Origin of the sequence: Sphingopyxis sp. YF1 (genome assembly GCF_022701295.1) — a bacterium.
In the GTDB taxonomy this organism is placed as follows: Bacteria; Pseudomonadota; Alphaproteobacteria; order Sphingomonadales; family Sphingomonadaceae; genus Sphingopyxis.
On record NZ_CP033204.1, the window covers coordinates 3,783,806 to 3,808,955 of the forward strand.

The 25,150-nt window shown below is 70.1% G+C and carries 22 protein-coding genes; 13 read left to right on the top strand and 9 right to left on the bottom strand.

Annotated elements, in window-relative coordinates:
• Positions 1 to 22 precede the first annotated feature (22 nt).
• The 8 genes from EAO27_RS18290 to EAO27_RS18325 all read left to right on the top strand — a co-directional run bounded on the left by EAO27_RS18290 (position 23) and on the right by EAO27_RS18325 (position 11,907).
• Positions 23 to 520: a DUF4402 domain-containing protein gene (locus EAO27_RS18290; protein ID WP_242773063.1), complete on the top strand. Its 498-nt coding sequence runs from the start codon at positions 23 to 25 to the stop codon at positions 518 to 520.
• 410 nt (positions 521 to 930) lie between these two features.
• Positions 931 to 1,752 (top strand): molecular chaperone, encoded by an 822-nt coding sequence (locus EAO27_RS18295; protein WP_242773065.1) that lies wholly within the window; start codon positions 931 to 933, stop codon positions 1,750 to 1,752.
• A 30-nt stretch (positions 1,753 to 1,782) separates the two neighbouring features.
• The gene (locus tag EAO27_RS18300; RefSeq protein ID WP_242773068.1) at positions 1,783 to 4,587 is read left to right on the top strand and encodes a carboxypeptidase-like regulatory domain-containing protein; all 2,805 of its coding nucleotides are present in this window, start codon (positions 1,783 to 1,785) and stop codon (positions 4,585 to 4,587) included.
• A 94-nt stretch (positions 4,588 to 4,681) separates the two neighbouring features.
• Positions 4,682 to 6,016 carry a GGDEF domain-containing protein gene (locus EAO27_RS18305; protein WP_242773102.1) on the top strand — a complete coding sequence of 445 codons (1,335 nt, stop codon included), beginning with the start codon at positions 4,682 to 4,684 and terminating at the stop codon, positions 6,014 to 6,016.
• A gap of 118 nt (positions 6,017 to 6,134) precedes the next feature.
• A complete protein-coding gene (locus tag EAO27_RS18310) occupies positions 6,135 to 7,937 on the top strand; it encodes a hypothetical protein (RefSeq protein ID WP_242773104.1) in 1,803 nt (600 codons plus the stop codon).
• Between the two features lie 117 nt (positions 7,938 to 8,054).
• Complete coding sequence (locus EAO27_RS18315; protein WP_242773105.1) at positions 8,055 to 9,590, top strand: NAD(P)/FAD-dependent oxidoreductase; 1,536 nt, start codon at positions 8,055 to 8,057, stop codon at positions 9,588 to 9,590.
• A 23-nt stretch (positions 9,591 to 9,613) separates the two neighbouring features.
• Positions 9,614 to 10,048 carry a GtrA family protein gene (locus EAO27_RS18320; RefSeq protein WP_242773106.1) on the top strand — a complete coding sequence of 145 codons (435 nt, stop codon included), beginning with the start codon at positions 9,614 to 9,616 and terminating at the stop codon, positions 10,046 to 10,048.
• On the top strand, positions 10,045 to 11,907 hold the full coding sequence (locus EAO27_RS18325) for a hypothetical protein (RefSeq protein WP_242773107.1): 1,863 nt from the start codon (positions 10,045 to 10,047) through the stop codon (positions 11,905 to 11,907). Before EAO27_RS18320 ends, EAO27_RS18325 begins: the two co-directional genes overlap by 4 nt.
• 4 nt (positions 11,908 to 11,911) lie before the next feature.
• Here the strand turns inward: EAO27_RS18325 and msrB are convergent, their stop codons facing one another.
• The 4 genes from msrB to EAO27_RS18345 form a co-directional block, all read right to left on the bottom strand.
• On the bottom strand, positions 11,912 to 12,400 hold the full coding sequence (gene msrB, locus EAO27_RS18330) for a peptide-methionine (R)-S-oxide reductase MsrB (protein WP_242773108.1): 489 nt from the start codon (positions 12,398 to 12,400) through the stop codon (positions 11,912 to 11,914).
• A 57-nt stretch (positions 12,401 to 12,457) separates the two neighbouring features.
• Positions 12,458 to 13,714, bottom strand: a complete 1,257-nt coding sequence (locus EAO27_RS18335) for a cytochrome P450 (protein ID WP_242773109.1) — start codon at positions 13,712 to 13,714, stop codon at positions 12,458 to 12,460.
• Between the two features lie 122 nt (positions 13,715 to 13,836).
• Entirely contained in the window at positions 13,837 to 15,081 is a 1,245-nt protein-coding gene (locus EAO27_RS18340) for an ABC transporter permease (protein ID WP_242773110.1), read from the bottom strand.
• On the bottom strand, positions 15,078 to 16,034 hold the full coding sequence (locus EAO27_RS18345; protein WP_242773111.1) for an ATP-binding cassette domain-containing protein: 957 nt from the start codon (positions 16,032 to 16,034) through the stop codon (positions 15,078 to 15,080). The genes EAO27_RS18340 and EAO27_RS18345 overlap by 4 nt, the downstream gene beginning before the upstream one ends.
• A gap of 68 nt (positions 16,035 to 16,102) precedes the next feature.
• On the opposite strand from EAO27_RS18345, the gene queG reads away from it, so the two are divergent.
• Entirely contained in the window at positions 16,103 to 17,167 is a 1,065-nt protein-coding gene (queG, locus tag EAO27_RS18350) for a tRNA epoxyqueuosine(34) reductase QueG (protein WP_242773112.1), read from the top strand.
• Between the two features lie 7 nt (positions 17,168 to 17,174).
• Here queG and EAO27_RS18355 read toward each other — a convergent pair whose 3' ends face one another.
• Together EAO27_RS18355 and EAO27_RS18360 are read right to left on the bottom strand one after the other, a co-directional pair.
• Positions 17,175 to 17,555 (bottom strand): hypothetical protein, encoded by a 381-nt coding sequence (locus tag EAO27_RS18355; protein ID WP_242773113.1) that lies wholly within the window; start codon positions 17,553 to 17,555, stop codon positions 17,175 to 17,177.
• A complete protein-coding gene (locus tag EAO27_RS18360; RefSeq protein ID WP_242773114.1) occupies positions 17,552 to 18,244 on the bottom strand; it encodes an EI24 domain-containing protein in 693 nt (230 codons plus the stop codon). Before EAO27_RS18360 ends, EAO27_RS18355 begins: the two co-directional genes overlap by 4 nt.
• A gap of 138 nt (positions 18,245 to 18,382) precedes the next feature.
• Here EAO27_RS18360 and EAO27_RS18365 point away from each other — a divergent pair, with 138 nt between their 5' ends.
• Positions 18,383 to 19,381, top strand: coding sequence for an adenosine kinase (locus EAO27_RS18365; RefSeq protein WP_242773116.1), 999 nt, complete (start codon positions 18,383 to 18,385; stop codon positions 19,379 to 19,381).
• A gap of 54 nt (positions 19,382 to 19,435) precedes the next feature.
• On the top strand, positions 19,436 to 19,693 hold the full coding sequence (locus EAO27_RS18370; RefSeq protein WP_242773127.1) for a hypothetical protein: 258 nt from the start codon (positions 19,436 to 19,438) through the stop codon (positions 19,691 to 19,693).
• A 36-nt stretch (positions 19,694 to 19,729) separates the two neighbouring features.
• On the opposite strand, the gene EAO27_RS18375 is transcribed toward EAO27_RS18370, so the two are convergent.
• The 3 genes from EAO27_RS18375 to tsaD all read right to left on the bottom strand — a co-directional run bounded on the left by EAO27_RS18375 (position 19,730) and on the right by tsaD (position 23,371).
• Positions 19,730 to 21,250: a lipopolysaccharide biosynthesis protein gene (locus EAO27_RS18375; protein ID WP_242780644.1), complete on the bottom strand. Its 1,521-nt coding sequence runs from the start codon at positions 21,248 to 21,250 to the stop codon at positions 19,730 to 19,732.
• 97 nt (positions 21,251 to 21,347) lie between these two features.
• Complete coding sequence (locus EAO27_RS18380; RefSeq protein ID WP_242773128.1) at positions 21,348 to 22,340, bottom strand: NAD(P)H-dependent glycerol-3-phosphate dehydrogenase; 993 nt, start codon at positions 22,338 to 22,340, stop codon at positions 21,348 to 21,350.
• On the bottom strand, positions 22,337 to 23,371 hold the full coding sequence (gene tsaD / locus EAO27_RS18385) for a tRNA (adenosine(37)-N6)-threonylcarbamoyltransferase complex transferase subunit TsaD (RefSeq protein WP_242773131.1): 1,035 nt from the start codon (positions 23,369 to 23,371) through the stop codon (positions 22,337 to 22,339). Before tsaD ends, EAO27_RS18380 begins: the two co-directional genes overlap by 4 nt.
• Positions 23,372 to 23,495: 124 nt before the next feature.
• Between tsaD and hemC the strand changes: the two genes are divergently transcribed.
• Entirely contained in the window at positions 23,496 to 24,449 is a 954-nt protein-coding gene (gene hemC / locus EAO27_RS18390) for a hydroxymethylbilane synthase (RefSeq protein WP_242773134.1), read from the top strand.
• On the top strand, positions 24,446 to 25,135 hold the full coding sequence (locus tag EAO27_RS18395) for a uroporphyrinogen-III synthase (RefSeq protein ID WP_242773136.1): 690 nt from the start codon (positions 24,446 to 24,448) through the stop codon (positions 25,133 to 25,135). Before hemC ends, EAO27_RS18395 begins: the two co-directional genes overlap by 4 nt.
• Positions 25,136 to 25,150: the final 15 nt, after the last annotated feature.

Sequence of the window (25,150 nt, forward strand, 5' to 3'; positions counted from 1 at the left end):
ACAGACCAAGGGACCAAATCATATGCGCATCGACTTGATGAAGCGCGCCCTCACGGGCGTGGCACTTGCCGCCTTCGCCATGAACGCCTCGGCGGCGCATGCGGCGTCGGCCACGGGCACCGCGAAGGCGAAGATCCTTCGCCAGATCACGCTCACCAACACCAGCGACCTGCAATATGCGACGGTGATCAGCGGCGCGACCGCGTCGACCGTCGCGGTGTCGACCGCGGGTGCGGCGACGTGCGGGGCGGGGCTGACTTGTACCGGGACGACGAGCGCGGCCAATTTCAACATCGCGGGCACCAACGGCGCGGTCGTCCTTGTCGGCGGCGATTCGAGCGTCACGCTCAACGGCTCGCTCGGCGGCACCATGACGTCATCCCTGAGCTATTCGGTGACGAGCGTCACGCTCGGCGCGACGGGGGGCAGCTTCCAGGTCGGCGGCACGCTGAGCGTCGGTGCCAACCAGGCGTCGGGCGACTATTCGGGGACGTTCAACGTCACCGCCAATTATCAGTAATTTCTGATCGGGTGGGGGGATCGGCGGGGCCTCGGGGGCCCGCCGGCCGCAAAAAGGGTCGCCGGGCGAGACCAGCCCCGGCGACCCTTTTCTGCTTGGCGCCTATCGCGTTCGCATCCGTATTGCGTCATTGCGAGCGAAGCGAAGCAATCTCCAGCCATCGGAACGGCAGGGCGATGGCTTGAGACTGCTTCGTCAGTCCGCTCCTCGCAATGACGACAATGGGGACCACGCATGCCGCGGGGATAGGCGCCTTTCTGCTTTCGGCGACCGCACTTTCGCGCGTCGGAGGGCGCCGAAGGGGCGCGGCGGCCACGTGGTTAGCGAAATATCAACCATGTTCGGGCAGGCAGGATGCGACCAACGGGCGGTGGGGACCACCCGGACCAACGATTGTGGGGATCGTGTCCATGTTTCGTATCACGCAGATTCTGCTCACCTTTTCGCTCGCGCTCGTCGCGGGCGTGCTGCCCGCGCGCGCCGCGGGTGACCTGCTCGTCGCGCCGACGCGGATCGTCCTCGACGGAACGCGCGGGACCGAGGTGGTGCTCAACAATATCGGCAGCACTCCGGCAACCTATCGCATCAGCCTCGAGATCAAGCGCATGACCGCGGCGGGCGGCCTCGACGAGATCGCCGAGGCCGAGGCCAGCGACACGGAAAAGGCGGCGCTGGCGATGATCAGCTTCTCGCCGCGGCGCGTCGTACTGCCGCCGAACCAGCCGCAGGTGATCCGCGTCGGGGTGCGCGTGCCCGAAGGCACGCCCGAAGGCGAATATCGCGCGCACATGCTGTTCCGCGCGGTTCCCGACGCGGCGCTCGCGACCGACGGTGCGAAGGCGGCGAGCGGCGGGGTGTCGATCGCGCTCACCCCGATCTATGGCATCACCATCCCGGTGATCGTGCGCGTCGGCGCGCTGGGCGCCACGGCGTCGATCGGCGCGGCGCGGGTCGAGGAGACCGCCGACGGCCCCGCCTTTGCCTTCGACCTGACGCGCACGGGCAACCGCTCGGTCTATGGCGATATCGAGGTGACGCGGCCGGGAGTCGCCGAACCCCTGCTGCGCGCGCGCGGCATCGCCATCTATCCCGAGGTCGGCGCGCGCACGGTGTCGCTGCGCGTTCCCGCCGAACTGGCGGCAAGGCTCCGCGGCCCGGTGCGCATCCGCTACAGCGAAGATCGCGAGATCGGCGGCGGTACGATCGACGAAGCCGACCGGGTGGTGCGCTGACGGGCGGAGAAGATTGTCGACGGCGCGACCATGGTTCGCGCGCTCCTCTTGCGGCTCCTGCGGCTCCTGCGGCTCCTGCGGCTCCTCGCGGCCGTGCTGGCGCTGGCCGGCCTTGCGCCGACCGGCGCGCAGGCGTTTGAAAAGGGCGAGCTTTCCGGCGACTGGCAGCCCAATGAGGACGACAGCTGGCTGTTCGACCTGCGATCGGGCCAATTGCGGCTCGGCGACGGCGTGCGCGGATACCAGACCCCGGCGGGGGTGTGCGTCGACCTGGCCGACGTCATCCTCGCGCTCGACCTGCCGGTGCGGCTCGACAAAAAGTCGCGCCGCGCAACCGGCTGGGTGTTCGACGAGCGGCGCGGGCTGACGATCGACCGCGACGCGGGCGCGGTGCGCAGCGGCAGCCGCAGCTTCGCGATCGGCCCCGCGGCGATCCGCGATACTGCCGCGGGCTGGTGCGTCGATGTCGCGCAATTATCGGCGTGGCTCGACCTGCCGCTGGTACCCGACCTGTCGAACGCGGTGCTGCGCATCGATTCGAAAGAAAAACTGCCCTTCCAGCTCGCCGCCGAGCGGCGCGCGCGCGCGGCGGCGATCAGGCCCGCGGCGCCGTTCGACCTCGCCAAGCTGCCGCAGGCGAGCCGGCCGTACAGCCTGTGGGCGACGCCGTCGGTCGACGTCGTGGCCTCGCTGGGGGCGGTATCGGACAAGCGCGGCGGATCGCATGTCCAGGCGCGGTACGAGCTGTTCGCGGCGGGCGAAGCGCTGGGGCAGAGTTTCGATGCGCGGCTGTCGTCGGACAATGACGGGGTGCCCGACAGCCTGCGGCTGCGGCTCTATCGCACCGATCCGGCGGGCCAATTGCTCGGGCCGCTGAAGGCGACGCATTATGCGGCCGGCGACGTCAGCCTGCTTGCGACCGGGCTCGTCGCGGGTTCGGCGCCGGGACGCGGCGCGGTGCTCACCAATCGCCCGGTCGAGCGGCCTGACGCGTTCGACCGGACCGACTTTCGCGGCGACCTGCCCGCGGGGTGGGATGCCGAACTGTATCGCAACGGACAATTGCTCGCCTTCGCGAGCCCCAATGGCGACGGGCGCTACGAATTTCTCGACGTGCCGCTCTTTTACGGGGCGAATCGTTTCGAGATCGTCCTTTATGGCCCGCAGGGACAGATCAGGCGCGAGATCAAGGAGATGCAGGTTGGGATCGATTCGATCCCGCCGCAGCAGACCTGGTATTGGGCAGGGGTCGCGCAGGAAAATGCCGACCTGATCGCCTTCGGAAACCGGCGGCGCGGGCCGTTCCGGCGCGGCTGGCGCGGCACGCTGGGGATCGAGCGCGGACTCGATGCGCGCACGTCCGCCGCCCTTTATGCACACAGCCTGATGATCGAGAATGTCCGGCGCAACTATGGCGAATTCGCGCTGCGCCGGGCAATCGGGCCGACGTTGCTCGAGGTGGCGGCGAGCCGCGCCGACGCGCCGGGAAAAGGGGGCGGGGGCAGCGCGGCGCGCGCGAGCTGGCTCGCGGCGTTCGGCGAGACCTATGTGCGCGCCGAGGCGATGCGCGGCTGGGGCGGTTTCGTGTCGGACCGGTTTGCGGGCGATGTCGCGGAGCTGGTCCAGCTGTCGGTCGACCAGCCGGTCCGGCTGGGGCGGACGATTCTGCCGCTGCATTTCGACCTGCGCCGGATCGAGCGGACGTCGGGGCAGACCAGCGTCGAAGCCTCGGCGCGCGCATCGGCGGGCTTTCGCGCGCTGACCGTCACCGGCCAGCTCGACTGGGCGCGCACCAGCACCCCCGCCGGTGCCGACCCGCCCGACAATCTGACCGCGACCCTGCTCGCCAATGCACGGATCGGGCGCGTCCGCCTGCGCGGCGAGGCGCGCCTGGCGCTGTCGGGCGCGAGTGCCGATTCGCGCGCGACGCTGGTCGCCGAGTGGGCGGGGCGCGGCGAGGCCGAATGGCGCGCCGAGCTGGGGTATGACAAGGGGCTGGAGCGCGGGCGCGCCGGTATCGGATATTCCCGCCGGTTCAAGGCGTTGCAGCTTTCGGCTTTCGGCGAGGTGGCAAGCGACGGATCGGTCGCGGCGTCGCTGTCGCTCGCCTTCAGCTTCGGGCCGCGGTCCGGCGGCGCGGCCGGCGGCGGCTGGCGGATGTCGAGCGAGAAGCTCGGCGGCCGCGGCCAGGTGCTCGCCGAGGTGTGGATGGACGACAATGGCGACGGGGTGCGCCAGCCCGGCGAGGCGGCGATGCCGGGCGTCCCGCTGACCGCGGGGCACGCCGTCGCCGAGGCGGCGACGAGCACAGCGGGAACCGCGACGATCGACGGGCTCGAGCCGTTTCGCGCGGTGATGATCGGGGTCGATGCGGGCAGCCTGCCCGACCCCTATGTCCAGCCCGCGCTGCCCGGTGTCGTCGTCACTCCGCGCCCGGGGGTCGCGACCCGGGTGATGATCCCGATGACCGCGGCGGGCGAGATCGAAGGCGTGGCGATGCGCGACGGCGGCAATGCGATCGCGGGGCTGGCGTTCGAGCTGGTCGACGCCGAAGGCCGGGTACGCGCGACGACGCTCAGCGAATTCGATGGATATTTCCTTTTCGAAAGCGTCGCTTACGGACGCTACACGGTGCGTATCGCCAAGGCGTCGGCGGCGGCGGTGCGCGTCGATGCGAACTTTGCGGTGACCGCCGCGCCGGGCCGGGCGACGCCGCGCGTACGGCTCGGGACGCTGGCGCTGAAGCCATTGCGCCGCGATCTGGCCGACGCCGGCGCCGGGGCCGGCCCCGGCGCGCGCGAACCCCCGGGTACGGCGGGCGGCGGTGGGCCATAGGTTCCGGGATCGCGCCGGTTCGCGCTGGCGCGCCGGTCCGGATGGTGCCATCATCGCATCGTTGAAACCTCGCAACGCCAGTCGCGGAGCCCGCTTGTCGCCGATCGATTTCCCTGGCCTTCGCTGCCTGCTCGAGAGCGTTCCCGACGGCTATTTCGTGCACGATGAAACGGGTCGTTATCTGGACGCCAATGCGCAATCGTGCCGCGACCTCGGCTATACGCTCGACGAACTGCAGCAACTGACCATCAACGATATTTCCGCCGGGGCGGCCCCGGCGGACAATCTGGAGCGCTGGCGCAACGCCCCGCCGGGTCTGGCGATGAGCCTCAACGAGATTGCGCGGCGCAAGGATGGATCGACCTTTCCGGTCGAGATCCGCCTGACGTGCCAGCTGATCGACGGAGGCAAGCTGTTCTTCGGGCTGGCGCGCGACGTCAGCGACCGCGAAGCGGCGCGGCGGGCGATGGAGGAGATGAACGACCGGCTCGAGGCGCGGGTGACCGAACGGGGCCGCGAGCTGGGGCTCGTCCACGAGCGGCTGGAGCTGGCGGCGCGGGTAGGGGGCCTCGGAATATGGGACCTCGACATGGCGACGCTCGAAATGCACTGCGACGAGCAATGGTACCGGATCATGGGCCGCGACCCCGCGCAGCCCGTGCGGTCGATCGAAGAATTCCGGGCGCTGATCCATCCCGACGACGCCGACCGCGCCACCGAAATCGAACAGACCGCGGCGCGGCTGATCGCCGCCAACGAGGATTATGGCATCGTGTTTCGCATCGTGCGCCCCGAGGGCGAGGTGCGCTGGGTGCGTTCGGCGGCGCGCGTTTTCGCGGACGAAGCCGGGATCGCGACACGCAGCGTGGGGTTCGTCGTCGACGTCACCGACATGCGGCGCGCCGAGGCGGCGCTTCAGCAGCAGGCGCTCGAGGATCCGCTGACCGGCCTTGCCAACCGCCGCCGGCTCGACGAGGCGCTGGTCAAGGCCTGCCTGCACGCCGCACGCACCGGCGACCCGGTCTGCGTCGCGATGATCGATGTCGATTATTTCAAGCTTTACAATGATTTCTATGGGCACGGGCTGGGCGACGAGGCGTTGCAGGTGGTCGCCGACATCCTGAAATCGGCGGCGCGGCGTCCCTATGATCTGGCCGCGCGCTACGGCGGCGAGGAATTTGTCCTGCTGTTGCCGGGCGTCACCCGTCCCGAGGCGATCCTGGCGGGGATCATCGAGGCGCTGGCCGAACGTGCCATCCCGCATCTCGGGTCGTCGGCGGCGCCGCATCTGACGGTGAGCTGCGGTTGCGTGGTGGCGGGCGACGACCCCGCGGCGCTCGCGCCGGGCCGCCTGCTCGCCGAATGCGACCAGGCGCTCTACCGCGCCAAGTCGCTGGGACGCAAACGCGCACATATCATCCGGATCTGACGGTTTCGGCGGGCGGGGCCGCGGGAGCGTTACGACCCGGTTAACCAGTTTTTAGCGCGGCGCGGCTAGCCGTCGATGATCGGGCAGGGGCGCCCGACCGGACGCGGGATCGGGGAGCATGCCAGAAACCAGCCACCACGGCGCGGCGGCGCATCGCCTGACCCCCGACCTATTCGCGCTGTTGCTGTGGCTGCTCTTCGGCGCGGCGGCGCTGCTCGTGCATCGCGACGCGATCGCGACGCTGACCTTTTCGGACCCCGACAATGCGATGCGGCTGGCGCAGGTGCGCGATCTGGCCGCGGGACAGGGGTGGTTCGACACCACCCAATATCGCGTCAACCCCGCCGACGGCGGCGGCCTGATGCACTGGTCGCGGTTCATCGATGCGCAGCTGTTCGCGGTGATCGCGGTGTTGCGGCTGTTCGCCGAACCGGCGGCGGCCGAACGCTGGGCGGTGGCAATCTATCCGTTGCTGCTCATCCTGCCGCTGCTGCTCGTCTTTTCGCGCCTGCTTCGCATCCTCGGCGATCGGGCGTTCGCGCTGGCCGGGCTGGCGATCGCGGCGAGCAGCCTGACCTTCGTCCATTATTTTGCGCCGCTGAACATCGACCATCACAATTGGCAACTGTTGCTCGCGGTCACTTTGCTATGGCTGGCGCTGCGGCCGGGAGATTTCGCGACCGGGATCGCTGCGGCCTTCGTCGCGAGCCTCTATGTCGAAATTTCGCTCGAAGGCCTGCCCTTCCTGATCTTCTTCTGGGCGCTCTTCATCCTCGACTGGCTGCGCGACGGCGGCAACGACGCGCGGCTGGCGGGTTTTTCGGCGGGACTCGTCCTGATTCCGGCGCTCTGGCTCCTGCTGATGCGCGGCGGTGCAGGGCTTCGTGACGCGTCGTGCGACAGTTTTTCGCTACCCTATCTGGCCGCCGTGGCGTCGGCCGGCGCGGTGCTGTCGGCGGTGCTGGCGACAGGGGGCGGTTTCGCGGCGGCGCTGCCGCGTCGCCTGCTGGTCGTCGCTCTCGCGGGCGCGGTCGGCGCGGCGGCGCTGGTTGCGACCGGACCGGACTGCCTTGCCGGACCCTTCGCCGCGCTCGAACCGCTGGTCCGCACCTATTGGTACGATCTGATTCCCGAGGGACGCCCGTTGTGGGAGCAGAAACCGGCGGTCGCGGCGCTCTATCTTGGCCCGACCCTCGTCGGCGGCGCCGCGCTGGTCTGGGCGTGCCGGCGCGCGCGCGGGCGACCCGAAGCGGAAAACTGGATGCGGATGGTTTTTCTCATCCTGTGCAGCACGCTGCTCGCGCTCTTTGTCGCGCGCACGATCGCGGTCGCGCATGCCTATATGGTGCCACCCTTTGCCGCGCTGGCGACCGCGCTGTGGCGCTGGAGCCGCGCGCGGCGGACCGCGCCGGGACGGATCGGTGCGGCGCTGCTGCTCCTGCCGGCGCTTCCGCTGGTCGACAGCCTGCTGGCGATGAAGCTGGTGGCGCCGGGGACGGGACAAGCGACCGCTTCCTCCGCCGCGGCGGGGACCACCGCGCGCTGCCCGACCGCGGCGATGCTGGCGCCGCTCGCCAAGGCGCCGCCGGCGCTGGTGTTCGCGCCGGTGCATATCGGACCCGCGCTGCTGACCGGGACGCCGCACAGCGTCGTGGCGACCGGCCATCACCGCAATCATGCCGCGATGAACCGCGTCATTGCGGCGTTTCTCGCGCCGCCCGACGCCGCGCGCGCGATCGTCCGCGCCGAGGGTGCGGATTATCTCGTGTTGTGCACCCGCCAGACCGAGGTCGCCAACACCGCCGCGGTCAGCCCCGACGGGCTGGCGGCGCATCTGCTGCGCGGCGCGCGCATCGGATGGCTCGAGCCGGTGGCGGCGCTCTCGTCGGGCGAACTGCGCGTGTACCGCGTCGCCGATTGACGCGAACGGCGCTTCGTCGGGCCTTTGCGCGTGAATCCCGCGCCCGCGTTAACCAGTTCTTATCCATATTTATCGCAAGGCTGAGCGCAGCAATTTGCTGTGTGGGGGAATATCCAAGTGACCAACGCCCAAGTGTCGAAAAGCCGTCCGACCAGCGCCGACGTCGCCATCATCGGCGCGGGCCCGGCCGGGCTGACCGCCGCCTATCTGCTGACCAAGGAAGGCTACAAGGTCATAGTGATCGAGAAGGACCCGACCTATGTCGGCGGGATCAGCCGGACGGTCGAGCATGAGGGGTTCCGCTTCGACATCGGCGGGCACCGCTTCTTTTCGAAGAGCCAGGAAGTCGTCGACCTGTGGAACGAGATTCTGCCCGACGATTTCATCCAGCGCCCGCGGATGAGCCGCATCTATTATGAGGGCAAATTCTACAGCTATCCGCTGCGCGCGTTCGAGGCGCTGTGGAACCTCGGCATCATCCGTTCGACGCTGTGCATGGCGAGCTATGCACAGGCGAAGCTGTTCCCGAACAAGAAGGTCCGCAGCTTCGAGGACTGGACGATCAACCAGTTCGGGCGGAAGCTCTATTCGATCTTTTTCAAGACCTATACCGAGAAGGTGTGGGGCATGCCGTGCGACGAAATGTCGGCCGACTGGGCGGCGCAGCGCATCAAGGGGCTGAGCCTCGGCGCCGCGGTGCTCGACGGGCTGAAGCGCAGCCTCGGGCTCAACAAGGCGCCCAATGACGGCATGGCGACCAAGACCCTGCTCGAAACCTTCCGCTATCCGCGGCTGGGGCCGGGCATGATGTGGGAGGCCGCGCGCGACAAGGTCGAAGCCGGCGGCAATCATGTGCTGATGGGGCACAGCTTCAAGCAGGTGACGCAGGATCAGGTTTCGGGCCGCTGGCGGCTCACCGCGACCGGGCCCGACGGCGACGTCGTGATCGATGCCGCGCATGTCATCAGTTCGGCACCGATGCGCGAACTCGCGGCGCGCATCCATCCATTGCCCGCGTGCGCGCTGGGCGCGGCGCCCAACCTCAAATATCGCGACTTTTTGACCGTCGCATTGAAGATCCGGTCGGAGGATCTGTTCCCCGACAACTGGATCTATATCCACGATAGCAAGGTGCAGGTCGGCCGGGTGCAGAATTTCCGCAGCTGGTCACCCGAAATGGTGCCCGACCCCGACCTTGCCTGCGTCGGGCTCGAATATTTCTGCTTCGAAGGCGATGGCCTCTGGGCGTCGAGCGACGCCGATCTGGTCGAACTCGCCAAGCGCGAGATGGCGATCCTCGGCCTCTGCGATCCCAAGGACGTGGTCGGCGGCGCGGTGGTGCGGCAGGAAAAAGCATATCCGGTCTATGACGATGATTATGCAGCGCATGTCGAGACGATGCGCAGCGAGCTCGAGGCGCGCTACCCGACGCTGCACATGGTCGGGCGCAACGGCATGCACCGTTACAACAACCAGGATCATGCGATGATGACCGCGATGCTGACGGTGCGCAACATCGTCGCCGGCGAGCGCGTCTATGACATCTGGGGCGTCAACGAGGACGCCGAATATCACGAGAGCGGCACCGAGGGCGAACAGGCCGCGCTCGCGTCGGTGCGCGACGTTCCGGCGCGCGTCGCGAAGGCGGCGTGAGCCCGGCCGGGGAGGGTGACGTCATGCCGCAACCCCTGATCAGGCTGATCGACACGGTCCGCCGCGGCGAAGTCCGCTGGATCAACTATCTGCTCGCCAGCGTGCTCGCGCTGGGCAGCGACGCGGGGCTGTTCCTGCTGCTGCTCGACGCCGGGCTTGCGGCGATGGCGGCATCGGCGGTCGGCTATTGCGCGGGCATCCTCGTGCACTGGCTGGTGTCGAGCCGGCTCGTCTTCGCCGACGGCGCCGCGGCGCGCGGCACCGGCGAACGCCACCGCCAGAAGATGCTGTTCGTCGGCTCGGCGCTCGTCGGGCTCGCGGTGACCACCGCGATCGTCGGCACGGGCACCGCGCTCGGGCTCGATCCGCGCCTCGCCAAGCTGGCGGCGATCGTGATCAGCTTCCAGACCACCTATATGCTGCGCCGCCACATCGTCTTTCGGGCCGCGGCGGCATGACCGGCGCGGCCGCGACCGCCGACGGCGGCGCGGGGCCGGATCCGGTTTCCGCGGCAGGACGCGGCGCGGCCGCGACCTGGCTGACCCCGATCCGGTTCGCGCTGCTCGTCTGGGCGGCGATGAGCATCCTCGCGATCGTCGTGCGCTGGGACGCGATCGTCGATCTGCGGCTCAGCGACACCGACGACGCGATGCGCATGGCGCAGGTGCGCGACCTGCTCGCGGGGCAGGGCTGGTGGGATCTCACCCAATATCGGGTCAATCCGGCGGGGGGCGGGGTGTTGATGCACTGGTCGCGCCTCGTCGATGCGCCGATCGCCGCGGCGCTGTGGCTGCTCGAGCCGCTGCTCGGGCAGGCGACGGCCGAACGGGCGGTGATGGCGCTGTGGCCGCTCCTCCTCGGCGGTGCGCTGTGCGTCGCCTGCGTCCTTGGCTACCGAAATCTTCCCGACCGGCGGATCGCGTGGGTCGCGCCGCTGTTCCTCGCGGCCTCGGGGTTCATCCTCATCCAGTTCCGGCCGCTGCGCGTCGATCACCACGGCTGGCAGATATTGCTCGCGATGCTGGTGATGGGACAGGCGCTGCGCCCGGCGACACTGCGCGCGGGGCTGATCGGCGGGCTGTGCGCCGCCGCGCTGCTCGCGGTCTCGATCGAGGGATTGCCGATCGTCGCGCTCTTTGCGGGCCTCGCAGCGTTGCGCTGGGCGCTGAACGGCCGCGATGATGAGCGCGCGCGGCTGACCGGCTATATGGGCGGGCTCGCGGGGGGTGCGCTGCTGTTCCAGTTTCTCACGCGCGGACCTGCGGGAATCGTCGGCGACTGGTGCGATTCGCTGTCGGCGCCCTATCTCGCCGCCTTTGCCGTCGCCGCGCTCGCCGTGTTCGCGGCCGCCGCGGCCGATCCCGGCCGCCGCGCGATCCGCTTTGCGCTGCTCGCCGGGGCGGGCGGACTCGCCGCCGGCGCGCTGGTCGCGACCGCGCCGCAATGTGCCGCCGGCCCCTTCGCCTCGCTCGACCCGATCGTCGTGCATTACTGGTATCGCAACATCCTCGAGGGCCAGCCGGTCTGGGCCTCGACGCCGAACACCATGCTCTATGTGCTGGTGCCGTCGCTGACCGGGCTGGCGGGATCGCTGCTCGCGTGGCGCGCCTCTGCGCGCGCCGCGGATCGCCGGACGTGGGCGACGGTGATCGTCGCGCTGTCGGGCGCGGCGGCGCTGTCGCTGTTCGTGCTGCGCAGCGCATCGACCGCGCACCTGTTCGCGATTCCCGGCTGCGCCTGGCTCGGCCTGCTGATCTGGGGCCGGGCACGGAGCCTGTCGTCGCCGCTGCCGCGCGTCTTCGCCTCGGCGCTGGCGGGGCTGACGCTGCCTTTGATCGGTGCCGCGGCCGCCGCGGCCGTGCTGGCGCCGATCCTGCCCGCGCCGCGCGACGACTCTGCGGAAAAGACGGGTCCCTATCGGCAGACCTGCCTCGACCCGGCGGCGATCGCCGCGCTCGACGCACTGCCGCCGACGACGGTGCTGACCCCGATCGACCTCGGCGCGCCGCTGATCTTCTGGACGCGGCACGGAATGGTGGCGACCGGGCATCACCGCAACCGCGAGGCGATGGCCGACGCGCTGCACATCTTTACCGGCGATCCGGCGAAGGCCGAGGCGCTGGTACGCAAGAATGGGGCGACGCTGATCGTCTTTTGCCCCACCGCGAACGACTTCGATAAATATCGCCGCGCGCGCAAGGATGCGCTGGCGGCGCAGCTTTTCGCCGGCAGGCCGCCGGCATGGCTGGAGCCGGTGCCGATCGCGAGCCGCGCGGGGCTGTCGGTGTGGCGCGTACGCCCGGCGGCGGCGCGCTGAGCGGTCAGGCGGGGCGGAAGACCAGCGCGGCGCCGTTCATGCAATAGCGCTTGCCGGTGGGTTTCGGCCCGTCGTTGAAGACATGGCCGAGATGCCCGCCGCAGCGCCGGCAATGGACTTCGGTACGCGGATAGCCGAGCTCGTAGTCGGTCGAGGTCGCGATCGCACCCTTGAGCGGCGCCCAGAAGCTCGGCCAGCCCGTCTTGCTGTCATATTTGGTCGTGCTCGAATAGAGCGGCAGCGCGCAGCCCGCGCACAGGAAGGTCCCGGCGCGCTTTTCCTTGTCGAGCGGGTGGGTGAAGGGACGTTCGGTCCCCGCTTCGCGCAATATCCGGTACTGGAAGGGCGTCAGCCGCTTCTTCCATTCGGCCTCGGAAAGCCGCCAGCCGGGCTCTGCCCTGGGCCGCGCCGAATTCCTGGCGAAGAGCAGCGGGGCGGCGATCAGCGCGCCGCCGAGCGCGATACCGCCGATGAGGATGCGTCGTTCGATCATGGCCGGGCTCCTTTGGCCCCCGTTGGACCAAAGGGGTGCGCCCGGCTGTGACCGCGGTCAATATTTTTCGAGTTCGACCTGCATGTGGCGATAGCCGTGGACGAAGCTCGCATGGACGCGCTCGGGCTCGGCGAGGACATTCACGCGCAGGCGGCGCTTCTGCATTTCGCTGATCAGCGTCGTGAGCTGGAGCTCGGCGACGCGCGCGCCGACGCAGCGGTGGATGCCATAGCCGAAAGCAAGGTGGCGGCGCGCATTCTCGCGGTCGACGATGATGCGGTCGCCGTCGGGAAAAATGCTCTCGTCGCGGTTCGCCGAGGCGTACCAGAGCGCGATCTTGTCGCGCTTGCGGATCTGGTGGCCGAACAATTCGGTATCCTCGGTCGCGGTGCGGCGCATGTGCGCGAGCGGGGTCTGCCAGCGCAGGATTTCGTGCATCGCATTGACCGCGAGTTCGGGATTGTGATCGCGCTCGAGCTTCGCGCGCTCCTCGGGAAAGCTGTGCAGGCCATAGGCATAGGCCGACATCGAATTGCGCGTCGTGTCGTTGCCGCCGACGATGAGCAGGATGAGGTTCCCCATGAACTCATTCTCGCTCATATGCTTCATCGCGTCGGACTGGAGCATGATCGAGATCAAGTCGTGCGGGCCGGGGTTCTGTGCTTTCCTGTCCCACAATTGCTTGAAGGCGGCGCCCATTTCGAACGCCTGCGCCAGCCTAGCCTGGCGCTTTTCGACCGTATCGAAATTTTCGATGTCGCCGAGCGCGTCGGACCAGCGCGTGAGGTTGTGGCGATCCTCCCAGGGGAAGTCGAAGAGGATCGCGAGCATGTCGGTGGTGAGTTCGATCGACACTTTTTCGACCCAGTCGAAGGGTTTGCCGACCGGCAGCGTGTCGATCAGCGCCGCGGTGCGGGCCTGGGTGTCGGCGCGCATGCGCTCGATTTCGGAGGGGCCGAAGGCCGGTGCGACGGTACGGCGCTGCGCGGTGTGCTGCGGCGGGTCCATCGCGATGAACATCGGCATCGGGACGTCGCCCTCCTGCAGATGCTCGAGGCCGTCGCCGGCGACGGTGATGCCGCCATATTCCCACGACGAGGAAAAGACCTTGGGCAGCGCCTCGATATGCTGGATCGGCTTGTAGGTGGTCACCGACCAATAGGGGCCGAATTTCGAATCCTCGCAGCGATAGATCGGCGATTCGGCGCGAAGCTGCGCCATCGGCTGCTGCCAGCGATCCTCGCTCCACAATTCGGCACGGGAGACGTCGAACGGGTCGGCGACGGCGGGGGCTTCGCGAATGATACTGGCCATGGGGGCTCCTCTTTCCGAAGGCCGTCTGGCGCGGCCGATTCAGTTGCAGAATGCCACTATTTACAATTCTGTCAATGGCGGGATTTGTCGTCTCACAAGCCGCTCCGATTCGGGGGAGGCGGCTACGTCCGTTTCTTCCGCCGCCAGAACTTCCAGTCGCTGCGCCCGCCGAGCACACCCGCGCGGAAGAGGCGGACCGAGATGAAGATCACCAGCGCGACCCACAAGGCCTGCCAGCCGAGCGCGAGCAGGTGGACGCCGAGGGCGTCGTCGGTCGCGGCGCGCGCCGCCATCGCGAGCGGCGAGGAGAAGGGGAAGATTTGCGCGAAGTTCGCGAGCGAACTGCCCGGTGCGCTTGCCGCGGCGGCCGAGAGGCTGAACATGCCGACCTGGAAGATGGTGATCGGCAGGCTGAGCATCTGGATCTCGCGCACCGTCGCCGCCTGCGCGCCGACGCCGAGGAAGACCGCGCCGAGCAGCAGGAAGGACAGGACAAAATAGACGAAGCCGATGCCGAGGAAGAAGCCCCAGCCGGTCGCCGGGGTTGCTCCGATCGCCGCGGCGGCCTTGCCCGCCTGGCCCGCGGTGGCGAGCGCGGCGGGGTCGACCTGCGCCGCGGCGACAAGGCCACCGCCGATCGCCATCACAACCCAGAAGGCGATGAACAGCACCGCGACCCCGAGGAAGCCGAGCAATTTGCCGAGGAAGACGCTTTCGAGCGGCACCGCGGCGGCGAGGATCTCGATCACCTTGTTGCCTTTTTCCTCGGCGAGCGAGCTCACCGTCTGGCCCGCGAGGAGCAGGGTCAGGAGGAAGATGGTGAAGACCGCGCCGAAGCCGAGCGACTGCTGCACCGCGATGCTGGTGCCGCCGCTGGCGAGCGCCTCGATGCGCGGGGTCACGGGCGGCAGGTCACCCGCGGCGCGGCTGCGCAGCACCTCGCCCGCGAGCAGCACGAGATAGCGGCCCGAACTGCTGTCCTTCTCGCGTTCGACGATGCGCGGCGCGGCGAGCGGTCCGCTCATCACCGCATAGGTGTCGCTGCCCTTTTCCTTCGCGACCGCGACGGGGTCGGCCGCGGGGGTCGCGACGCGCAGTTCGAGCAGCGCGGGTTCGCGCGGCATCACCGTGCGCAGCCGCGCATCGGCGGCGCGCAGCGCTTCGATGTCGGCGGGGTCGGCGATCGCGACGAGGCGCCCCGCGCCGCGCGCGCTGTCGGCGAGCTGCGACGCGCCCATGCCGCCGGCGAGTCCCATGCCGATCATGAACAGCGGCGCGAGCAGGAAGAGCAGGAAGGTCGGGGTCGCGACGATCGCGAGGAAGTCGCGCCGCGCAACGACGAGCATGCTCTGGATGAAGGGGGTCATGCGCTCGCCTCCTCGATCGCGTCGCCGGCGGGATCGGCGTCGAACCCCGCGTCGACCTGGCGGACGATATGGACAAAGGCGTCGTGGAGCGCGGGGCGGCTGATCGAGAGGCCCGTGACGCCAAGATGGCTCGCGGTGATGCGCGCGAGCAGCGGTTCGACGTCGGTGTCCAGAATCGCGAAATGCCACGCCTCGCCGCGCAATTCGGCGCCTGCGGGAAGCAGTGCGGCGACTGCCGCGACTTCGGCTTCGGCGCGCGGGGTGTAGCGCACCTGCATCGGCAGCAGCGCGCGCGCGTCGTCGACGCTGCCCTCGAAGCGCCGCGCCGAGCGCGCGATGATCGCGATGCGGTCGCAGAGGCGCTCGGCGTGCGCCATGACATGCGTCGAAAAGAGGATCGTCGCGCCGCGGTCGCGCTCGCGGCGGACGAGCATTTCGAGCCGCTCCTGGTTGACCGGGTCGAGCCCCGAGAAGGGCTCGTCGAGCACGATGAGGTCGGGGGCGTGCACGATCGACCCGATCAGCTGGATCATCTGCGCCATGCCCTTCGACATCTTGCGGATCTTTTCGTCGATCACGCGTTCGAGCCCGAGTTCGCCCATGAAGGTCGCGGCGCGGCGGCGACCCTCGGACCAGTCGAGCCCGCGCAGCGCGCCCATGAAGGCGATCGCCTCGCGCGCCTTCATGCCGGGATAGAGGCCGCGCTCCTCGGGCAGATAGCCGATTCGGTTGCGCACCGACTGCGGTTTGTGTCCGCCGAGCAGGCGGCTCGACCCTTCGTCGGGGTCGATGATGCCGAGCGTCATGCGCAGGCTGGTGGTCTTGCCCGCGCCATTGGGGCCGAGCACGCCGTAGATGCTGCCCGCGGGCACTTCGAGGCTGACATGGTCGACCGCGCGGTAGCCGCCGAAGGTCTTGGTGAGGCCGCGGGCCTCGACGCTGAGATCGGTCAAAATCTGGTCCTGCGAAATGGCGTTGAGCCCTCTATGCCATGGCGGGGCGGCTCGCGTATAGGGCGCCAATGGTTGCCGAAGCCTTGCCCGCCTCTCCCGTCACGCTCGAACAGCGGCTCGAAGCGGTCGCGCGCGAACAGGGGTTCGCGGCGTTCGGGATCGCGCGCGCCGACGCGGCGCCCGAGACCGCGGCGCGGCTGAACGCGTGGCTCGCCGACGGGTGCCATGGCGAGATGCTGTGGATGGAAAGCCGCGCCGAGCAGCGCGGGTCGCCGGAGGGGCTGTGGCCCGCGGTCCGTTCGGTGATCGCGCTGGGGATGAGCTATGCCCCCGCGCACGACCCGCTCGCGCTCGCCGCGTACCCCGACCGCGGGCGCATCTCGGTCTATGCGCAGGGTGGCGACTATCACGACATCGTCAAAAAGGCGCTCAAGCATGTCGCGCGCTGGCTCGTCGCCGAGGTGAAGGACGCCGAAGTCAAGGTTTTCGTCGACACCGCGCCGGTGATGGAAAAGCCGCTGTCGGCGGCGGCGGGGCTCGGCTGGCAGGGCAAGCACACCAACATGGTCAGCCGCGACCATGGCAGCTGGCTGTTCCTCGGTGCGATCTACACCACGCTCGACCTGGTGCCGTCGATGCCGGGGCGCGACACGTGCGGCAGCTGTTCGGCGTGCCAGGCGGCGTGCCCGACCAATGCCTTTCCAGCACCATACCGGCTCGATGCGCGGCGCTGCATCTCGTACCTCACGATCGAGCATGCCGGGCCGATCCCGGTCGAGTTCCGGCGCAGCATCGGCAACCGCATCTATGGCTGCGACGATTGCCTCGCGGTGTGCCCGTGGAACAAGTTCGCCGACACGGCGACGCGCCATCGCGCCTATCTGCCGCGCGCCGAGCTGGCGGCGCCGGCGCTCGGCGACCTGCTCGACCTCGACGATGCGGGGTTCCGGCAGGTGTTCGCGGGTTCGCCGATCAAGCGCATCGGACGCCACCGCATGGTGCGCAACGCGGCGATCGCGGCGGGAAACAGCGGCGACGCGCGGCTTCGCCCGGCGCTCGAGCGCCTGAAAAGCGACGAATCCGCGGTCGTCGCGGAGGCGGCGATATGGGCGCTCGGCGAACTGGCGGAATGACGTCAGCCTAGCGGCGCAGCGCCGCGGCGCAGCTATCGGGTTCGGTGCTGCGGCCGTCGGGGGTGCGCGCATCGACGTGCGTCGCGACGGGCGCGGCGCCTGCGCGCGGGGCGTAGAAATAGATGTCGACGACGCAGGCGCTGCCCTCGAACTGGAGCTTGCGCGCCGCGCCCTCGGTGACGTCGAGGCGCGGCTTGCCGAACAGGCGGCCGACCGCGTCGGGGCTCTGGCCGATCAGGCTGTTCGATTGCACCGGGCGGACGATCGTCGGCGGCGGTGCGGAGACGACGGGTGGCGGCGAACTGCGCGGCGCCGGGACGGCGGCCGAGCATCCGGCAAGCGAGAGGGTGCCGAGCGCGGCGGCGAGAGGGCGATGGAAAGACGTCATGGGCGCTCCTGTTGCCCGCCGGCGGCGCGCAGGTGAATGAGGTGGACGGCCATAGCCGCGGCAAGGATCGGCGCCAACAGGTTGACGACGGGCACCAGGAAAGCCGCGGCGGACAGCGTGCCGAGCGCCCAGCGCGCGCCGCGATCGAGGCGCGGCGCATCGGGATGGCGCGCGAGCACCATCGCTTCGAGGTCGCGGCCGAGCAGCGCGGCGTTGATCGCGAAGGCGAGCAGCGGCGCGCCGATCGCGGTGAAGAGCAGCGCGATGTAGAGGGGGAGCGCGGCGAGATTGACCAGCAGGAGCCGGGCGACCGAGGCGAGGCCGAGGCGCAGGCTTCGGGCAAAGCTCACCCGTACCGCGCGCGTCGCGGCGGCGGGATAGTGGCGTCCCTCGACATCGGCGACGATCGCGTCGCCGAACAGACCGACGACCATGATCGCGACGGCACGGAAAAGCAGCCAGCTCGCGCCGAGCAGGCCGAGCGCAATCACGATGCCTGCCATGTCGAGGTCGGCGCCGCGAAGCCATTGCCAATGGTCGAGCGCCTGGCGCACGGCGAAGAAGAGTGTGGTCGCGGCGGCGGCGAGGATCAGCAGGGTGAGCGCGAGGCTCTGTACGAGGATCGCGAGCACGGGGCGGCGCGGCAGGTCGCCGAGCGCGAGCAGCAGGGCATGGACGGCGCGGGCCATTGCGCCGGGATGCGCGGCGGCGCGGGGCGCGTCAAGCGCCGCAACGGTCGCGATGGTGTGCGGCGCGGCGCGCTTGCGTTGCGGCCGCCGCGTCCCTAAAGCCGCGCGCAGCTTTTTTCACGCAGCACAGGATATTTCATGGCCTCCACCGCCCGTTTCGATGTCGTCGCCATCGGCAATGCGATCGTCGATGTCATCGCCCGCGCCGACGACGCGCTGATCGAGAGCGAAGGGCTGGTCAAGGGATCGATGCGGCTGATCGACGCCGCCGAGGCCACCCGCCTCTACGCCGCGATGGGCCCGGCGGTCGAGATGTCGGGCGGCAGCGCCGCGAACACGCTCGCCGGGATGGCGGCGCTCGGGCGGCGCTGCGGTTTCATCGGCCAGGTCGCGAAGGATCAGCTCGGCCAGGTGTTCACCCACGACCTGACCTCGCTTGGCGTCGCGTTCGACACGCCGGCGGCCGCCGGCGGCGAACCGACCGCGCGCTGCCTGATCCTGGTCACCCCCGACGGGCAGCGGACGATGAACACCTTCCTCGGCGCATCGCAGAATCTGGGACGCGAATCGCTCGACGCCGCGCTGATCGCCGAGGCCGATATCCTTTATCTCGAAGGCTATTTGTGGAACGCCGACGCCTCGCGCGCGGCGATGGCCGAAGCGATCGCGCTGGCGCGCGCCGCGGGGCGCCGCGTCGCCTTCACCCTGTCCGATACCTTTGTCGTTGCCGGGCATCGCGAGGATTTCCGCCGCATGACGGCGGCGCGCGAGATCGACATCCTGTTCGCCAACGAGGCCGAATTGCTCGAACTGGCGCAGGAAGGCGATTTCGAGACCGCGCTTGGCAAGGTTGCGGCCGAAGTGCCGCTCCTCGTCGCGACGCGCGGCGAAAAGGGGGCGGTGGCGCTCGCGGGCGGCGAGCGCACCGAGGTCGCGGCCGAGCCGATCGACACGGTCGTCGACACGACGGGCGCGGGCGACCTGTTCGCGGCGGGTTTCCTGGCGGGGCTCGCCGACGGTCGCAGCATGGCCGAGTGCCTGACGATGGGCGCGGTCTGCGCGCGCGAGATCATCGCGCAGGTCGGTCCGCGCGCGCAGACCGACCTCAAGGCCAAGGTCGCCGAGCGCCTCGGCTAGGAACCTTCGGCGGCGCGAAGCGTCCTATGCGCCATTGAGCATAGGAGTTTTCTTATGGCCGATGAAATCCACACCACGCGCGATCCCGACGGGACGACGCACACGACGACGATCGTCGACCGCGAGCCGCGGCGCGGCGGCGGCATGGGCATGATGCTGGTGCTGCTGGTCGTCGTCGCGGTCGCCGCGTTCATCGCCTTCCAGTTCCTCGGCAACGAGAGGGCCGAGACCGGTGCGATCACCGAAGCGGCGCAAAAGGTCGGCGACGCCGCACAGGATGTCGGCGATGCGGCGCAGGAAGCGGTGAAATAGTCCCCGACAACCGCAGCCCGGGACCGCGGCGGAAGATCACGCCGCGGCTGGGGGTGCGGAATCGGGGTGCTTGCGGAACAGCGCGCGATCTTCCGGGCCGAAACCACGCGTCCAGATCAGCCAGGCGTAGATGCCGAGGATCACCGGAACGCCGACGAGCAGTTCGGCCCATTCGGGAAGCTGCGTTGCGCCCCAGCCGAGGATCGCCGCCCCCGCGGTCGCCCAGACGAGCGCCCAGCGCAGGCTGTTCACCGGAGCCTCCAGAATGCGCGACAGCAGCCGCGCCTTGACCACCGACGCGAAACCGAGCGCAAGCATCAGCGCGAGCGCGACCGCGGCGGCATAGGAGATGGGGGGCAGGTCCATCGCCTGTGCGCAAAGGATCAGCGCGACGCTGAGCAGCGCCTGAAGCGCGAGCGTCGCGAGACTGATCAGCAGGTTGCGGTGGCGCGCGACATAGACGAGCGCCGCCTCGCTGACGACTGCGGTTGCGGCGACGACCTCGGCGGCGAGCAGGAAGGCGAGCGCGGCGGTGCCGCTGACGAACTCGGGACCGACGAGCCCCATCACCGCTTCGCCCGGAATGCCGAGCGCGAGCGCGACCCCGGCCTGCGCGGCGATGATCCAGAAGCCGACCTGGCTGACCTGCGCCGCCACGGCGGCGAGTCGGTTTTCGGCGAGGTTGCGGGTGATCACGGGGCCGAGAATCGGTTCGAAGCTGGTCTTGAGCTTCTGCGGCAGCGAGGCGACCTGCTGCGCCATATAATAGATGCCGTAGATCGTCGGCGAGGTGAACTGGCCGAGGATGAAGAGGTCGAGCCGGCGCGTACCCCATTCGATCGCGTCGGCGGCGGCGAGCGGCGCGTTGCGGCGCGCGAGCAGGATCAGCTGCGACGGTTGCGGACGCCAGACGCCCGGGCCGCCATAGTGGCGGATCATCGGGACGAGCGCGGTGAGGAAGGCGCCGAGCATCGCGGCGGCGTAGGAGAGCATCAGCCCGTCGGGGGGCGAGACGAACCAGAAGCCCGCGGCGGCGATGCTGATCACCCACGGTTCGACCACCGCGCGCGCGCGCACCGTCGCGCCGATGTCGAAACGATAGGCGCAGGCCGCGAGCGCGATCTCGGTCCCGGCAATCGCGAAGACGAGGAAGGCCATCGCGCGGTCCGAGGCGCTGATGTCGCCGCTCGGGAACATGAATTGCGGCAGCAGGAAAAGGATGAGCGAGCCGAGCGCCGAGGCGAGGAAGGCGACGAACATGCCGTCCCACACGGTGATGCGCGGGTCGGCGCCGGGTTTGCTGAGCTGTTCGGCCAGCCCGCGCTTGAGCCCGAGCGTCGCGAGTTGGGCGACGAGTTCGATGACGAGCACGGCAAAGGCGAAGCGTCCGACGGCTTCGGGTCCGTACCAGCGGCCGGCGACATAGAGGAAAGGCAGGCGCGCGACGAGGCGCAGGAGGAAGCCGAAGAAATTGGTGCGCCCGCCCTTGGCGAGTGCAGCGGTATCGGCGTCGCGCGAGGGCGCGTCACCCGATGCAGGGGGCGATGCGAGCGGCACCGCGCTATCCGTCTGGCTCAAGCCTGGCGCCCCTTCTGCTTCTCCCCGCGGCGCAACCTAGCGCGCCGCGACGGGGCAGGCAATCTTGTGCGTCGTGTCACCGGCCCTCGGATCGCAGCGGCCGGCTGAGCAGCGCCTGAATGGCTTCGGCGGCGCGGATCTCGCCCGCGACGAGCCGCGCGACGGCGTCGGTGATCGGCATGTCGATGGCGTCGGCGTGGGCGGCGGCAGCGACCACCGGGGCACTGAACGCACCCTCGGCGACGGTGCGGCGGTCGGCCATCAGCGCCGCGATGTCGTCGCCGCGGCCGAGCCCCTGGCCGAGCGCGAAGTTGCGCGAATTGCTCGATGTGCAGGTGAGCACGAGGTCACCGAGTCCCGCGAGGCCGGCGAGCGTTTCGGCCGCGGCGCCGCGCGCGAGTCCGAAGCGCGTCATCTCGGCAAAGCCGCGGCTGATCAGCGCGGCGCGCGCGTTGAGCCCGAGTCCCGCGCCGTCGACGATGCCGCACGCGATCGCGAGGATATTCTTGACCGCACCGCCGATCTCGGCGCCGATGACGTCGGTCGAGACATAGGGACGGAAATGCGGGCGCGCGATTGCCTGCGCGAGCGCGTCGGCGAGCGCGGCCTCTTCGGCGGCGAGAGTGATCGCGGTGGGCAGGCCCGCGGCGACCTCGTGCGCGAAGGTCGGGCCCGACAGGATCGCGAGCGGCCGCCCGGGGGCGACGTCGCGCGCGATGTCGACCGGGAAGGCGAAGCTGTCCGCCTCCATGCCCTTGCTGCACAGGATCAGCGGCGCCGCGCCGGTGGGCAGCGCGGCGAGCACCGCGCGCATATAGGGCACGGGGACGACGACCAGCAACGCGTCGCACGCGCCGAGGTCGGCGAGATCGCCGGTCGCGCGCAGCGACGACGACAGCGGCGCGCTAGGCAGGAAGACCGGGTTGCGATGCTCGGTGTTGACCGCCGCGACGACGTCGGCCTCGCGCGCCCAGAGCGTCACCGGCGCGCCGCCGGCCGCGAGCAGCTGCGCGAGCGCGGTGCCCCACGCGCCGCCGCCGACGACGCCGAAATTCCGGTATGACGTCATGCCTTCACCCCGGCGCCGCGCACGACCTCGGCCTCGGGATCAAGCGGCCAGCGCGGGCGCGCCGCGACGTCGAGCGGGTCGGTGAGGCCCGCCGCAAGGCGTTCGGCGCCCGCCCAGGCGATCATCGCGCCATTGTCGGTGCACAGCCACAAGGGCGGCGCGACGAAGGGCTTGTCGTGGCGGGTCGCGAGCGCGGTGAGCGCGGTGCGGATCGCGCCGTTGGCGGCGACCCCGCCCGCGACGACGAAGGCCGTCGCTTCGGGGCAAGCCGACAGCGCGATGCGGCTGCGGTCGACGAGGCAGTCGACCACCGCCTGCTGGAAGGAGGCCGCGAGGTCGGGAACGCTGTGTTCGCCGCTGGCGGCGGCGCGCGCGACCGCGCTCTTCAATCCGGCGAAGGAGAAATGCGGTTCGGCGCTGCCGACGAGCGGGCGCGGCAGCGGCACCGCCTTGGGGTCGCCATCCTTCGCAATGCGCTCGACCGCGGGTCCGCCGGGGTAACCGAGGCCGAGCAGTTTTGCGGTCTTGTCGAACGCCTCGCCCGCGGCGTCGTCGATCGTGGTGGCCAGGCGGCGATAGTCGCCGACGCCGCGCACGAGCAAAAGCTGGCAGTGGCCGCCCGAGACGAGCAGCAGCAGATAGGGGAATTGCAGGTCCGGATCGGCGAGGCGTGGGCTGAGCGCATGGCCTTCGAGATGGTTCACCGCGATCAGCGGCTTTCCCGCGGCGTGCGCGAGCGCCTTGCCGGTGACGAGTCCGACCATCACCCCGCCGATGAGCCCGGGGCCGGCGGTCGCGGCGATCGCGTCGACGTCGGCGAGCGTCTTGTCCGCCTCGGCGAGCACGCGTTCGACGATTGGTGCGAGGCGGTCGACATGCGCGCGCGCCGCGATCTCGGGGACGACGCCGCCATAGGGGGCGTGGTCGGCCTCCTGCCCCGCGACGCGGTGCGCGAGGATGCGCCGGTCGCTGTCGACGAGCGCTGCCGCGGTTTCGTCGCAGCTCGATTCGAGGCCGAGGATGAGAGGCATGGTCTTGCGCGTCCCTTTACGCGGACGGGGCGCGGCAGGGCAAGGCCCGGCTGGACGGGTCGGTGCGGTGGGCGGGACGATCGCGCATCTTCCCTTTCGCGCCGCGACGCCCTAGCAGCGGCGCATGGCTTCGATCCCGCTTCCCACTCCCGCCCGGCCGCTGCGCATCGGCACGCGCGCCTCGCCGCTGGCGATGGCGCAGGCCCATATGGCGGCCGCCGCGCTGATCGCCGCGCACGATCTCGACCCGGCGGCGCTCGCCATCGTGCCGATGACCGCGACCGGCGACCGCATCCAGGACCGCGCACTTGCCGAGGTCGGGGGCAAGGCGCTGTGGACGCGTGAGCTCGATGCGGCGCTCGACGCAGGGACAATCGATATCGCGGTGCACAGCCTGAAGGATGTCGAGACGATCCGCGACGCGCGCTTCGCGCTGGGGGCAATGCTGCCGCGCGCCGACCCGCGCGACCGGCTGGTCGTGCGCGAAGGGACGGTCGCGGCGACGGTCGCCGACCTGCCGCAGGGCGCACGGCTGGGAACGAGCAGCCCGCGGCGGGCAGCGCAGATCCGGCGGCTGCGCCCCGATGTCGACGCGGTGCTGCTGCGCGGCAATGTCGCGACGCGGCTCGCCAAGCTGGCGGCGGGCGATGCCGATGCGACTTTGCTCGCGGCGGCGGGGCTCGAACGGCTCGGCATGCACGACGTCGGGACGGTGCAGGATATCGCGACGCTGCTCCCCGCGGCGTCGCAGGGCGCGATCGGGATCGAGTGCCGCAGCGACGATGCCGCGACGCGCGGGCTGATCGTCGTGGTCGACCATGAACCGACGCATCGTGCGGTCGCCGCCGAGCGCGCCTTTCTGGCTGCGCTGGGGGGCGATTGCCGCTCGCCGGTGGCGGCGCACGCGCGTTTCGAGGCCGACGGCACGCTGCGGCTCGACGCCGAAATCTATTCCGAGGATGGCGCCGACCATGCGATCGGCCACACGCTGGTGGGCGCCGATGGCGCGGTCGCGGCGCTTGCCGCGCGATTGCTCGCCGAAGCGCCCGAAACGGTGCGGCGCCTGTTCGCGCCATGAGCGCGCGCCTGCCGGTTCTCGTCACGCGGCCCGAGCCGGGCAATGCCGCGACGGTGGCTCGCGCGGCGGCGCTGGGGCTCGACGCGCGCGCGCTGCCGCTGTTCGCGGCGCACGCGCTGCCCTGGACCGCCCCCGATCCGGGCGATTTCGACATATTGCTCCTGACCAGCGCGCAGGCGGTACGGCTGGCCGGACCGGAGCTGGCGAAGCTCGCCGCGCTGCCCGTGCACGCAGTGGGGAGCGCGACCGGTGCGGCGGCGGCGGCGGCCGGGCTGCGCGTCGAATGCACCGGCGCGACCGACGCGCAGGATCTGATCGACGCCATGACGTCGTACGACAGGCCCCGTATCCTGTGGCTGTCGGGACGCGAGCGCTCGGTCTTCGACCCGCGGGGCGCGACGCTGACGCCGCTTCCCTGCTATGGTGTCGATCCGCTCGAAGCGCCCGCGGCGTGGGATGCGCTGACCGCGGCGCCGGCGGTGGTGCTGGCGCATTCGACGCGCGGCGCGGCACGGATCGGGGCGCTGGCCGGCGCGCGGCGCGCGCATCTGTCGCTGATCGCGATCAGCGCGAAGGCGGCAGCAGCGGCGGGCGATGGCTGGGCCGGGGTTACCGTTACGCCCACCCCCGACGATGCGGCAATGGTGACAGCGGCGCATCATTTGTGCCAAAAGGCGCAAAAATAGGGTCGTTCGAAAGAG

Excerpts from the sequence above, each read along its gene's own strand:
- EAO27_RS18290 (WP_242773063.1), top strand. The coding sequence starts at position 23 with ATGCGCATCGACTTGATGAAGCGCGCCCTCACGGGCGTGGCACTTGCC.
- EAO27_RS18295 (WP_242773065.1), top strand. The coding sequence starts at position 931 with ATGTTTCGTATCACGCAGATTCTGCTCACCTTTTCGCTCGCGCTCGTC.
- EAO27_RS18300 (WP_242773068.1), top strand. The coding sequence starts at position 1,783 with ATGGTTCGCGCGCTCCTCTTGCGGCTCCTGCGGCTCCTGCGGCTCCTG.
- EAO27_RS18310 (WP_242773104.1), top strand. The coding sequence starts at position 6,135 with ATGCCAGAAACCAGCCACCACGGCGCGGCGGCGCATCGCCTGACCCCC.
- EAO27_RS18320 (WP_242773106.1), top strand. The coding sequence starts at position 9,614 with ATGCCGCAACCCCTGATCAGGCTGATCGACACGGTCCGCCGCGGCGAA.
- EAO27_RS18325 (WP_242773107.1), top strand. The coding sequence starts at position 10,045 with ATGACCGGCGCGGCCGCGACCGCCGACGGCGGCGCGGGGCCGGATCCG.
- msrB (WP_242773108.1), bottom strand. The coding sequence starts at position 12,400 with ATGATCGAACGACGCATCCTCATCGGCGGTATCGCGCTCGGCGGCGCG.
- EAO27_RS18335 (WP_242773109.1), bottom strand. The coding sequence starts at position 13,714 with ATGGCCAGTATCATTCGCGAAGCCCCCGCCGTCGCCGACCCGTTCGAC.
- EAO27_RS18340 (WP_242773110.1), bottom strand. The coding sequence starts at position 15,081 with ATGACCCCCTTCATCCAGAGCATGCTCGTCGTTGCGCGGCGCGACTTC.
- queG (WP_242773112.1), top strand. The coding sequence starts at position 16,103 with ATGGTTGCCGAAGCCTTGCCCGCCTCTCCCGTCACGCTCGAACAGCGG.
- EAO27_RS18355 (WP_242773113.1), bottom strand. The coding sequence starts at position 17,555 with ATGACGTCTTTCCATCGCCCTCTCGCCGCCGCGCTCGGCACCCTCTCG.
- EAO27_RS18360 (WP_242773114.1), bottom strand. The coding sequence starts at position 18,244 with ATGGCCCGCGCCGTCCATGCCCTGCTGCTCGCGCTCGGCGACCTGCCG.
- EAO27_RS18365 (WP_242773116.1), top strand. The coding sequence starts at position 18,383 with ATGGCCTCCACCGCCCGTTTCGATGTCGTCGCCATCGGCAATGCGATC.
- EAO27_RS18370 (WP_242773127.1), top strand. The coding sequence starts at position 19,436 with ATGGCCGATGAAATCCACACCACGCGCGATCCCGACGGGACGACGCAC.
- EAO27_RS18380 (WP_242773128.1), bottom strand. The coding sequence starts at position 22,340 with ATGACGTCATACCGGAATTTCGGCGTCGTCGGCGGCGGCGCGTGGGGC.
- tsaD (WP_242773131.1), bottom strand. The coding sequence starts at position 23,371 with ATGCCTCTCATCCTCGGCCTCGAATCGAGCTGCGACGAAACCGCGGCA.
- hemC (WP_242773134.1), top strand. The coding sequence starts at position 23,496 with ATGGCTTCGATCCCGCTTCCCACTCCCGCCCGGCCGCTGCGCATCGGC.
- EAO27_RS18395 (WP_242773136.1), top strand. The coding sequence starts at position 24,446 with ATGAGCGCGCGCCTGCCGGTTCTCGTCACGCGGCCCGAGCCGGGCAAT.